Raw genomic sequence first — 11,382 nt, 5'->3', positions numbered from 1 at the left:
TATCGAACGGACGTTATTTAAATGAAAGAGCCGTGTGGGGTGTATATAGAAAAATCCCGCTTGTTGTGATATATAGGGAGAATTTGGTTATCTTTGTCCCGATTATTTAAACATATTGAATTATGAAAAAGATTTTTAGTGTATTTATGATAGCTGTATGCTGTTTGGCAATGGCTATGCCTGCTCATGCCCAACTGGTAAAGTTCGGTGTGAAAGGTGGTTTGAACATGGCTAAATTGAGTTTCTCGGGCGATGCGAAAGACAATTTCAAGAGTGACAATACTACCGGCTTCTTTTTCGGTCCGATGGCGGAGGTGACTATCCCGGTCGTAGGGCTGGGCGTTGACGGCGCTTTGCTCTATTCGCAACGCGGAAAAAACGAGTTGAAGCAGCAAGGCATCGAGCTGCCCGTTAATTTGAAGTACACGATTGGCTTGGGCAGTATGCTGGGCGTGTTCGTTGCGGCGGGTCCTGATTTCTTCTTCAACTTCAAGGACATCAAGCTGGAAGGTGTCGACAAGAAAAGCGCACAGGTAGGCTTGAACCTGGGGGCGGGTGTGAAGCTGGTCAAGCATCTGCAGGTTGGCGTCAACTACCAGATTCCGTTGGGCAACAGCTTTGATTTGAAAGAAGTGAAAGATGCCGGCATAAAGACCAAGACTTGGCAGGTTTCCGCTGCTTACATCTTCTAAAAGCCGATAGCAAGTATACATATATATAGATGGCGTCACCCGCTTATGGCGGGCGGCGCTATTTTTTTTGAATGCAGTGCCGCTTGGTGCGGGCTGTGCCGTTACGTAAAAAAAGAGCGGTTCGTTTCGTTCTGCCCGCACTTTGCGCTATCTTTGCCGTCGCGATGGAAAAGTTTGTAGATGTCATATTGCCCCTTCCCCTGCACGGATGCTTCACCTACTCGCTGCCGGAAGAGATGGCGGAAGAGGTGCAGATAGGTTGCCGGGTGGTGGTGCCCTTCGGACGGAAGAAGTACTACACGGCAATTGTGCGCAACATCCACTATGCCGCGCCTACCGGATACGAGGTGAAGGAAGTGAGCGCCCTGCTCGATGCGCACCCCATCCTGCTGCCCGTGCAATTCAGGTTTTGGGAGTGGATTGCCGATTACTACCTCTGCACGCAGGGCGATGTCTACAAGGCCGCCCTTCCTTCGGGACTGAAACTGGAGAGCGAGACGATGGTGGAGTACAACCCCGACTTCGAGTCGGACGTGCCGCTGCCGGAAAAGGAGCGGAAGATACTGGACCTGCTCTCTGCCGAGCCGGAACAGTGCGTCACGAAGCTGGAGAAGGAGAGCGGAATCAGGAACATCCTCGCCGTGATAAAATCCCTGTTGGACAAAGAAGCCATCTTCGTAAAGGAAGAGCTGAAGCGCACCTATAAGCCCAAGACCGAGACCCGTGTACGCCTGACGGAGGCGGCACGCAACGAGCATCGCCTGCACATCTTCTTCGATGAGTTGCAGCGCCGCGCCCCCAAGCAGCTGGACCTGCTGATGAAGTACATGGAACTCTCCGGCTTCCTGGGCACGGAGCCGAAAGAGGTGGCTAAGAAGGAACTCTTGCAACGCGCTTCCGCCACGCCCGCCGTGTTCAACGGGTTGGTGGAGCGTGGTGTCTTCGAGGTGTACCAGCAGGAAATAGGCAGGCTGAACAACGTCTCCGCCGGGGCGGAGCTTCCTTTAAATCCGTTGAACGGGCACCAGCAGCGGGCACACGATGCCGTTGTGGAGAGTTTCCGTACGAAGAATGTCTGCCTGCTGCACGGAGTGACGGCAAGCGGCAAGACAGAGATATACATCCATCTGATAGAAGAAGCCGTCCGCCGGGGAAAGCAGGTGCTGTACCTGCTGCCGGAAATAGCCCTGACCACACAGATTACCGAGCGCCTGAAGCGGGTGTTCGGTTCGCGTCTCGGCATCTACCACTCCAAGTTTCCCGATGCCGAGCGGGTGGAAATCTGGCAGAAACAACTTTCGGACAGCGGATACGACATTATTCTGGGAGTACGCTCTTCCGTATTCCTGCCTTTCCGCAACCTGGGGCTGGTTATTGTGGACGAGGAGCACGAGAATACGTACAAGCAGCAGGACCCCGCGCCCCGCTATCATGCACGCAATGCCGCCATTGTGCTTGCCGCGATGTACGGTGCCAAGACTTTGCTGGGCACGGCGACCCCTTCCGTAGAGACTTGGCACAACGCCACCTCCGGCAAGTACGGGCTGGTGGAACTGAAAGAACGGTACAAGGAGATACAGCTTCCGGAGATTATTCCGGTAGACATCAAGGAGCTGCAACGCAAGAAGCGGATGAACGGTCCGTTCTCCCCGCTGCTGTTGCAGCATGTCCGCGAGGCGTTGGAGCGGAAAGAGCAGGTCATCCTGTTCCAGAACCGCCGGGGATTTGCTCCGATGATAGAGTGCCACACGTGCGGCTGGGTGCCCAAGTGCAAGAACTGTGATGTCAGCCTGACCTACCACAAGGGATTGAACCAACTGACGTGCCACTACTGCGGATATACCTATCAGTTGCCCCGCATCTGTCCCGCCTGCGAGGGGACGGACCTGCGCAACCGCGGCTTTGGCACGGAGAAGATAGAGGACGACATCAAACAACTGTTTCCCGATGCCGCCGTTGCCCGCATGGATCTGGATACCACCCGCACGCGTGCCGCTTACGAGCGTATCATCGCGGACTTCGAACGGGGCAAGACGGACATCCTTATCGGTACGCAAATGGTGTCCAAGGGGCTGGACTTCGACCACGTGAGTGTGGTGGGCATCCTGAATGCCGACACCATGCTGAACTATCCGGACTTCCGCGCCTACGAACGCGCCTTCCAGTTGATGGCGCAAGTGGCGGGGCGTGCCGGACGGAAGAACAAGCGGGGCAGGGTAGTGTTGCAGACCAAAAGCATCGAGCATCCTATCATCCCCCAGGTGATTGCCAACGATTACGAGGCCATGGTGGACGGGCAGCTTGCCGAACGGCAGATGTTCCACTATCCCCCTTACTATCGCCTGGTGTATGTGTATTTGAAGAACCGCAACGAGACGCTGCTCGATTTGATGGCGCAGACCATGGCAGGTAAGTTGCGCGCCGTTTTCGGCAGTCGGGTGCTGGGACCGGACAAGCCGCCGGTGGCACGTGTGCAAACCCTGTTTATCCGCAAAATCGTCGTGAAGATTGAGACGAAGGCTCCGATGGCGCGTGTACGCGAACTGCTGTTGCAGGTACAGAAGGAGATGGTTATGGAAGACCGCTTCAAGTCGCTGATTGTGTATTACGATGTGGATCCGATGTAAAATGGATAGGAATTAGGAGAAGTATCGGCTTTAACTTCCAAGCCCGAAGGGCTGATAGCTTCTTAAACAAGAATATAAGTTTTAATATGAAAGATAAGAAAAAGATACTCTTCGTCTGTTTGGGCAATATATGCCGCTCTTCTTCGGCGGAGGCAGTGATGAAACATCTGGTGGCGCAAGCCGGACGCGATGCCGAGTTCGTCATCGACTCGGCAGGCATCCTCTCCTACCATCAGGGAGAGTTGCCCGACAGCAGGATGCGCGCCCACGCCGCCCGTCGCGGTTACGACCTGACGCACCGTTCGCGCCCCGTATGTACGGCTGATTTCTACGATTTCGACCTGATTATCGGCATGGACGACCGCAATATCGATGACCTGAAAGAGCGTGCCCCGTCCGTTGAGGCGTGTGGGAAGATACACCGCATGACGGAATACTGCACGACGTTCACTCATGCCGACCATGTGCCCGACCCTTATTATGGCGGGGCGGAAGGTTTTGAATACGTGCTCGATATTCTGGAAGACGCCTGTGCCGGGTTGCTGGATGTGCTGGGATAACTGCCGGTATAGGTGCTACCTTTTCAGTTCCGGATAGCTGATACGGGTGTGATAGATTGTCTTCAACTTCTCTTTGAAAACGTTCTTCACCGTCGCTATGTCCTTGAAGGTGACGGGGCACTCTTTGAAATAACCTTCCGCTACCTGCGAATCGATTATTTTCTCTACCAGGTTGCTGATGCTCTCTTCCGTATATTCGGGCAGGCTGCGCGATGCCGCTTCTACGGCGTCTGCCATCATCAGTATCGCCTGCTCTTTGGTAAACGGGTCGGGACCGGGATAAGTGAACTGCTCGTCGTTGGGTTGTTCGTCCGGGTGTTCGTTCTTCCAGGAAATGTAGAAATATTTTGTTTTTCCCCGGCCGTGATGCGTGGTGATGAACTCTTTGATGACTTTAGGCAAGTTGTTCTTCTCTGCCAGTTTCAGCCCGTCCGTCACGTGGCTGATAACGACTTGCGCGCTCTGTTCATAGCCCAGGTTCTTGTGCGGGTTGACACCGCCCGACTGGTTCTCGGTGAAGAATACCGGGTTTTCCATTTTGCCGATGTCATGATACAGGGCGCCTGTACGCACCAGCTGGCTGTTTGCCCCGATGCGGTTGGCGGCTTCGGCAGCAAGGTTTGCCACCTGCATGGAGTGCTGGAAAGTGCCCGGCACAGTCTCCGACATGCGCCGTAACAGACTGTTGTTGATGTTGGACAACTCCACCAGAGTGACGTTCGACGTAAAGCCGAAGGTCTTTTCAACCAGGAAAAGCAACGGATACGTAAAGAGCAGCAATATGCCGTTTATGATGAAATAGGTGTACATGCTGCCGTTCAGTTTCGACAGGTCGTTTTCCGTTATCAGTTCGAAGGCGAAGTAAACGGCCATGTTGGTGAGAATTACCAGGAACGTGGTACGGAACAGTTGCGAGCGTTGCGACAGCTCCCTTAAACTGAAGATGGCAGCCAGTCCTGCCGTAAGTTTCAGCAGGATAAACTCATGCGGATAGCGCAGGCAGATGGAACAGATCAGTATGGTGACGACTTGTGTGAGGAAGGCTGTCCGCGAGTCGAGGAACACGCGGATGATGATGGGCAGCATGGCATAAGGAATGATGTATACATTGAACATATTGTTCGTCACCATGACCGCCGTCAGCACGCAATAAAACACGATGAGGGCGAAAAGCAGCGAAAGGCTTCCCTTGCGTTTGTAATAGTCTTTACGGAACAGTTCGAGGTAAAGCATGAAACAGAGTATGAAGATGCCGACGTATAGTACCTGTCCTGCCAGCATCAGCCGTTTCTGCCCGATGGATTCGCTGCGCTGGATGGACTCTTTGCGCAGACTTTCGAGGATGTTGTAGGTCTCCCGGTCCACAATTTCGCCCCGGTCGATGATTTTTTGTCCGCTCAGTACGATGCCGTTTGCCCAGGAATAGTTGTCAAGGATTTCTTTCCTGGCGGTTTCTGTCCGTTGGGCATCGTAGGTAAGGTTGGGAGACAGGTATTCGTTGAGCGAGCACTGCCGCAGTATGTTGGGATGGTAGTGTATGGTGTCTGCCGTAAGCAGATGGGCGTATGCCTGTTTTACGGAGTAGAGCTTGTCGATATTCCGCTGGTTGGCAAGCTTGTCGTTTATCACCATGATGGCGGATGTGCTGTCCTTGTGCAGTTGGGCAAGCTCTTCGGTGGAGAGTATTCCCGCCCGGTATACCTCGGAGAGTATCTTCTCTATATGGCGGATGTAGTCGGTAGAGGGCAGGACGCTGCGCAGATGCTTCTGATAGTCTTCTTTCAGTTTTTTGAGCGCCTGTTTCTCCATGCTTCTGTCCGATTGGAAATAGGGTTGGAAGGTGGCAAGGATGCTGTCCTGTTCTTTCTTCACCACGTTGTCGTCTTTGTAGATAGGGAAGTCGAAAGTTGCCATCAGCTGCCCGTATTTCCAGGGCTTGTCGATGTCAAACTGGTAATTGAACTTGCCGTCCCTCGGCAGGAAATAGACAATAACCCCTACCGTACCTATGAAAATAAGCGTCTTGTATAGCAAATCTCTGAACGAGAACTCCTTGTTTTTGTCTTTGAAATAGCTCATGTCGGTTGAAATTTTTGCGAAAAGTACAAAAAAAAACAATAGTATGGAAAAAAAGGTTTAATTTTGCCGTCTAATTTAGTTATAAGTAAGATAGATTATGACAGAAAGAAAGGTCAGAGTCCGTTTTGCCCCAAGTCCTACAGGGGCGTTGCACATCGGTGGTGTGCGTACTGCGTTATATAATTATCTCTTTGCCCGCCAGCATGGAGGAGATTTGATTTTCCGTATTGAAGACACCGATTCCAACCGGTTTGTGCCGGGAGCGGAAGAATATATATTGGAGTCTTTCAAATGGTTGGGCATTCCTTTTGACGAGGGTGTCAGTTTTGGCGGGGAGCATGGTCCGTACCGTCAGTCCGAACGTCGTGAAATATACAAGAAGTATGTGCAGGTGTTGCTGGATGCCGGCAAGGCTTACATCGCTTTCGATACTCCGCAAGAGTTGGAGGCGAAGCGTGCGGAGATAGCCAATTTCCAGTACGATGCTTCCACGCGTATGCAGATGCGCAACTCGCTGACGCTTTCCAAAGAGGAGACGGATGCTTTGATTGCGGAAGGCAAGCAATATGTGGTCCGCTTCAAGATAGAGCCGGATGAGGATGTGCATGTGAACGACCTGATCCGGGGCGAAGTTGTGATAAACTCTTCTATTCTCGACGACAAGGTTCTTTATAAATCGGCAGACGAACTGCCTACCTACCATTTGGCAAATATCGTAGACGACCATTTGATGGAGGTATCCCACGTCATCCGTGGTGAGGAGTGGTTGCCTTCCGCTCCGTTGCACGTGTTGTTGTATCGCGCTTTCGGCTGGGAAGATACGATGCCGGCGTTCGCGCATCTGCCGCTGTTGCTGAAACCCGAAGGTAACGGTAAACTCAGCAAACGCGATGGCGATCGTCTTGGTTTTCCGGTATTCCCGTTGGAGTGGCATGACCCCAAGTCGGGCGAGGTCTCTTCGGGCTACCGCGAATCGGGTTATTTGCCCGAAGCGGTTATCAACTTTCTTGCCTTGCTGGGCTGGAATCCGGGTAACGACCAGGAACTGATGTCGATGGATGAGCTTGTAAAATTGTTTGACCTGAACCATTGCAGCAAGTCGGGTGCCAAGTTCGACTATAAGAAAGGCAGCTGGTTCAACCACGAATACATCCTTCAGAAATCGGACGAGGAGCTTGCGGAACTGTTCAAGCCGGTGTTGAGAGAGAAGGGCGTCAATCCTGACGCATACAGCGACACATTCCTGGTTACGGTGGTTTCCTTGGTAAAGGGACGTGTCAACTTTGTGAAGGAGTTGTGGGACCAGGCACGTTTCTTCTTTGCCGCTCCTCAGCAATATGCCGAGAAGGACGTAAAAAAACGTTGGTCGGAAGATACTCCGCGCATCATGGCAGAACTGATGGAAGTGCTTCGCGGCATTGAGGATTTCTCGTCAAAGCCGTCTGAGGATATAGTAATCGGCTGGATTACGGAAAAGGGCTATCATATGGGCAATGTGATGAACGCTTTCCGTCTTGCCGTTGTGGGAGAGTGCAAAGGACCGCACATGTTCGATATTACCGCATTGCTGGGTAAGGAGGAGACTCTTGCCCGTATTCAGCGTGCCGTCGAAGTGTTGAAATAAGTTGAGGCGAAGAGTGGTATGCTTTATAATTTAGCAATCATAATCTACGATATTGTGGTGCATCTGGCTGCCCCTTTCAGCCGCAAGCCACGGAAGATGATGAAGGGACACTGGGTAGTGTACGAGCTTCTCCGGCAACAGCTGGAGAAGGATGCGCGCTACATCTGGTTTCATGCAGCTTCTTTGGGCGAATTCGAGCAGGGACGGCCGCTGATTGAGGAGATACGTGCCAAATATCCGGATTATCGTATTCTGCTGACATTTTTTTCGCCGTCGGGCTACGAGGTGCGCAAAAACTATCGTGGGGCGGATATCGTCTGTTACCTGCCTTTCGACAAACCGCGCAATGTGAGGAAGTTCTTGGATTTGGTAAATCCTTGCATGGCATTCTTCATCAAGTATGAATTTTGGAAGAATTATCTGGATGAGTTGCACAAGCGCCGCATTCCGGTATACAGTGTTTCTTCCATTTTCCGCCGCGGGCAGATTTTCTTTAAATGGTATGGCGGGACGTACCGGAACGTGTTGCGCAACTTCGACCATCTGTTCGTGCAGAACGAACGTTCCAAACGTTACCTGTCGAAAATCGGCATCAACCGGGCGACTGTGGTGGGTGATACCCGCTTCGACCGTGTGCTTCAAATCCGCGAGGAGGCGAAGGAGTTGCCGCTGGTGGAACTCTTCAAGAACAATACGATGACTTTCGTTGCCGGAAGTTCTTGGCAGCCCGATGAAGACCTGTTCATCGAATACTTCAACCAACATCCGGAGGTGAAACTGATTATTGCCCCGCACGTAATCGACGAGAACCACCTGGTGGAGATAATCCGCAAATTGAAACGTCCGTATGTGCGTTACACTCGTGCGGACGAGCAGAACGTCCGTAAGGCGGACTGCCTGATTATCGACTGCTTCGGACTGCTCTCTTCCATCTACCGTTATGGTGAAATCGCCTATATCGGCGGTGGTTTCGGAGTAGGTATTCACAATACGCTGGAAGCTGCCGTATATGGCATTCCGGTAATCTTCGGTCCGAAATATCAGAAGTTTCAGGAAGCCGTCCGGCTTTTGGAAGCGAAAGGCGGTTTCTCTATCAGAAGTTATGAAGAACTGAAGGCATTGCTCGACCGTATGCTGGAGGATAAAGATTTTCTGCGCGAAGCCGGAATGAACGCCGGAGCCTACGTGACCGATAATGCCGGGGCGACGGACAAAGTGCTGGGAATGATAAACTTTTAGAAATTAAGAATTGGGAATTAAATTAAAGCTGACACCCTGCTTATGTAAGTAAAAACTCGCATAAGCAGGGTGTCAGCTTTAATTTTAATTCCCAATTTGACAAAAAAGTTATGGCTTTTTCATTTGCAGGAGTTAAAGAGAGTTGGAAGGAGTTATCTCTCTTCGGGATAGGAATTAAAAGCCGACCGCTACACCGGAGAACACGACCGGAGAGATTGCGCAAACAGACAGGCGGAAGCGGACAAACGGAAACGGATTGGTGAAGAACAAGCGGATAAGAACAGGTCAGCGAAATATCTCCTCAAAGTTTTTATTGTCAGCGACATACGAGTGCCATCCATTCCCTGCATGGTGGAACTTTATTTCCAGTTAACTGGGAACGTGTTTCCACCTCATTGGGAATACGTTCCCAACGTACAGGGAACACGTTCCCAATTAAGTGGGAACATCGGATGAAAAAGAAGCTGTCAGTCACATGGCTTTTATTTACGGGATTTATCAGGAGTCAGAGGAAGAGAGGAGGCAACTCCTTTGGTTCCTGTAAATGAAAGAGCCGTGCAAAAGAGTGCGTTTTTTTATGATTTTATTTGAAATGAAATGTTTTTTCGTTATATTTAGAACGTAACTTTAAAAATATAGCATTATGAAGACATTGTTGAAGAAAACCGGTTACGTACTGGTTGTGTTTTTCTATTTGTGTGGGAATATATCTTGCATGTAGAAGAAAGCAGGCTATAATGAATGTTATTGCAGTGACGAAAGATAGTTATAAATATTGGAGTAGTGGTAATTATGTAATGACAAGGTTGAGCGCTGAGGCTAAGGGTGTTATTTATAGTGATGCTTTAGGGGCTGTTTACGGAATTTTTAGAGGGTTTGGTAGAGCGGCAGGAAGTTTGGTGTTTGGTCCTGGTGGTCCGGTTTTAACAGTTGCCGGTTCAATAATTGTATCTGCAGCAAGGAGTTCTATAGATGCTGCTATTGTTGCGGGTCTCATACGTATTTTTTGATAATCTTTAACAAGGAACTGTATGAATGATAATCTTATATCGGATTTAGATGTGTTGAGATTGGTGATATTCGCGTTACTCTCAATAAGTATAGCATTGTTGAGATGCAACAGGAGAATGAATGTTTTTTTTAAAAGTCATTCCGCTTGGGATTCTCGGTTGGATCTTGTATGTTGGCTTTGTCTGTGGTGCATCGGCAATGAGTTTATGGAATGGTGGTTGTCAGGGATTATAGTTCTGATGGTAGGTTTCCTGTTTAATTTTTATTTATATAAAAAGTTTAAGTGATGTAAGAGCCTGTTTAAATTTTCTTCAAAAAGTTTTTTCAGCTTCCTTTCAGTCTCAAAAAGAGTTCTCAAAAGAATGCTGAATAATATTTAAACAGGCTCTAATTTTCACTATGTATTTTATCCGTTCTGATTTTTTTGATAATCATCTGATGTTTTTTAACAAGATATTGTATGAATGATAATCCTACATCTGATTTAAATGTTTTGAGATTGGTGATATTTGCATTAATTTCAATAAGTATAGTGTTGTTGAAGTGTAACAGGAAAATCGATGCTTATTTGAGACATCATTTTATACGGGAGTCTTGGTTAAATACTATATGTTGGCTTTTTGCGTGGTATATCGGCAATGAGTTTATGGAATGGTGGTTGTCGGGGATTATATGTGCGGCGTTGGCTTTGTCATTCCATATTTATATAGATAAGAAATTTAAATGATGTAACTTTCATTGTGGTTTTATCCGCTCTGACAAGTTTAAAGGCTTGGTTGTCTCCGTTCTATTGGACAACCGAGCCTTTGTGTATATAGAAAAGTCTTTCCGTTGTGTTTCCCTTGTTTTCAAGATTTTTCAAACTTTGTGAAAGCATAAACTGTATAACATGTATTCAGGTAGAAGTGTTATGGGAAGACGTAGTGAAACCGGATTGGTGAGACGTTGGGAGGCATAGCTACTCGTTCTCCTTGTACCATCCCGCATACATCAGATAGTTGTGCGCAATCTTTTGGTTCAGTTCTTTCGCCTGTGCCGGGTCTACCTTCTTGATGAACCTGGCAGGCACGCCGCCCCAGATGCTTCCCGGTTCTATTACGGTATTGCTAAGTACCAATGAACCGGCGGCCACGATGGCGCCTTCGCCCACCACGGCATGGTCCAAAATGGTAGATCCCATGCCGATGAGTGCGTAATCCTTGATGGTGGCTCCATGGATGGTGACGTTGTGGCCTACGGAAACATGGTCGCCTATTTCGATGGTGGATTTCTCGTATAAGGTGTGCAACACACTGCCGTCTTGGATGTTTACCCCGTTGCCGATGCGGATGGAGTTGACATCACCGCGCAATACGGTACTGAACCAGATGCTGCAATCCTGTCCCGTTTTTACATCTCCGATGATAACGGCGTTGTCTGCTAAAAAACAGTTCTCTCCTATTTCAGGAGTAAACCCTCTTACTGATTTTATTAATGCCATTTTTTTTTAATTATGAATTATGAATTATGAATTATGAATTATGAATTATGAATTATGAATTATGAATTAT

Annotated in this window: 8 protein-coding genes; 6 read left to right on the top strand and 2 right to left on the bottom strand. The window is 49.3% G+C overall.

Translation table 11 applies throughout. The features are described from left to right. Positions 1-122 precede the first annotated feature (122 nt). From QZ327_RS11840 to QZ327_RS11830, 3 genes are all read left to right on the top strand, one after another. On the top strand, positions 123-692 hold the full coding sequence (locus QZ327_RS11840; protein WP_294619535.1) for a porin family protein: 570 nt from the start codon (positions 123-125) through the stop codon (positions 690-692). A 164-nt stretch (positions 693-856) separates the two neighbouring features. Next, entirely contained in the window at positions 857-3,319 is a 2,463-nt protein-coding gene (gene priA / locus QZ327_RS11835; RefSeq protein WP_294619533.1) for a primosomal protein N', read from the top strand. An 86-nt stretch (positions 3,320-3,405) separates the two neighbouring features. Next, on the top strand, positions 3,406-3,879 hold the full coding sequence (locus QZ327_RS11830) for a low molecular weight protein-tyrosine-phosphatase (protein ID WP_294619531.1): 474 nt from the start codon (positions 3,406-3,408) through the stop codon (positions 3,877-3,879). A 15-nt stretch (positions 3,880-3,894) separates the two neighbouring features. Here QZ327_RS11830 and QZ327_RS11825 read toward each other — a convergent pair whose 3' ends face one another. After that, positions 3,895-5,958 (bottom strand): HDIG domain-containing metalloprotein, encoded by a 2,064-nt coding sequence (locus tag QZ327_RS11825; protein WP_294619529.1) that lies wholly within the window; start codon positions 5,956-5,958, stop codon positions 3,895-3,897. Between the two features lie 97 nt (positions 5,959-6,055). On the opposite strand from QZ327_RS11825, the gene gltX reads away from it, so the two are divergent. The 3 genes from gltX to QZ327_RS11810 all read left to right on the top strand — a co-directional run bounded on the left by gltX (position 6,056) and on the right by QZ327_RS11810 (position 9,831). Next, positions 6,056-7,582: a glutamate--tRNA ligase gene (gene gltX / locus QZ327_RS11820; protein ID WP_294619527.1), complete on the top strand. Its 1,527-nt coding sequence runs from the start codon at positions 6,056-6,058 to the stop codon at positions 7,580-7,582. A gap of 18 nt (positions 7,583-7,600) precedes the next feature. After that, positions 7,601-8,821 carry a glycosyltransferase N-terminal domain-containing protein gene (locus tag QZ327_RS11815; protein ID WP_294619525.1) on the top strand — a complete coding sequence of 407 codons (1,221 nt, stop codon included), beginning with the start codon at positions 7,601-7,603 and terminating at the stop codon, positions 8,819-8,821. A gap of 737 nt (positions 8,822-9,558) precedes the next feature. Then, positions 9,559-9,831, top strand: coding sequence for a hypothetical protein (locus QZ327_RS11810; RefSeq protein WP_294619523.1), 273 nt, complete (start codon positions 9,559-9,561; stop codon positions 9,829-9,831). 959 nt (positions 9,832-10,790) lie between these two features. On the opposite strand, the gene QZ327_RS11805 is transcribed toward QZ327_RS11810, so the two are convergent. Continuing rightward, positions 10,791-11,312: a gamma carbonic anhydrase family protein gene (locus tag QZ327_RS11805; protein ID WP_294619521.1), complete on the bottom strand. Its 522-nt coding sequence runs from the start codon at positions 11,310-11,312 to the stop codon at positions 10,791-10,793. Positions 11,313-11,382: the final 70 nt, after the last annotated feature.

Source organism: uncultured Bacteroides sp. (assembly GCF_910578895.1).
Lineage (GTDB): Bacteria > Bacteroidota > Bacteroidia > Bacteroidales > Bacteroidaceae > Bacteroides.
The sequence above is the reverse complement of the archived record's forward strand: the minus strand, read 5'-3'. Positions and strand labels throughout refer to the sequence as shown.

Coding starts and splice junctions, on each gene's coding strand:
- QZ327_RS11840 (WP_294619535.1), top strand. CDS start 123: ATGAAAAAGATTTTTAGTGTATTTATGATAGCTGTATGCTGTTTGGCA.
- QZ327_RS11815 (WP_294619525.1), top strand. CDS start 7,601: ATGCTTTATAATTTAGCAATCATAATCTACGATATTGTGGTGCATCTG.
- gltX (WP_294619527.1), top strand. CDS start 6,056: ATGACAGAAAGAAAGGTCAGAGTCCGTTTTGCCCCAAGTCCTACAGGG.
- QZ327_RS11830 (WP_294619531.1), top strand. CDS start 3,406: ATGAAAGATAAGAAAAAGATACTCTTCGTCTGTTTGGGCAATATATGC.
- QZ327_RS11805 (WP_294619521.1), bottom strand. CDS start 11,312: ATGGCATTAATAAAATCAGTAAGAGGGTTTACTCCTGAAATAGGAGAG.
- QZ327_RS11825 (WP_294619529.1), bottom strand. CDS start 5,958: ATGAGCTATTTCAAAGACAAAAACAAGGAGTTCTCGTTCAGAGATTTG.
- priA (WP_294619533.1), top strand. CDS start 857: ATGGAAAAGTTTGTAGATGTCATATTGCCCCTTCCCCTGCACGGATGC.
- QZ327_RS11810 (WP_294619523.1), top strand. CDS start 9,559: ATGAATGTTATTGCAGTGACGAAAGATAGTTATAAATATTGGAGTAGT.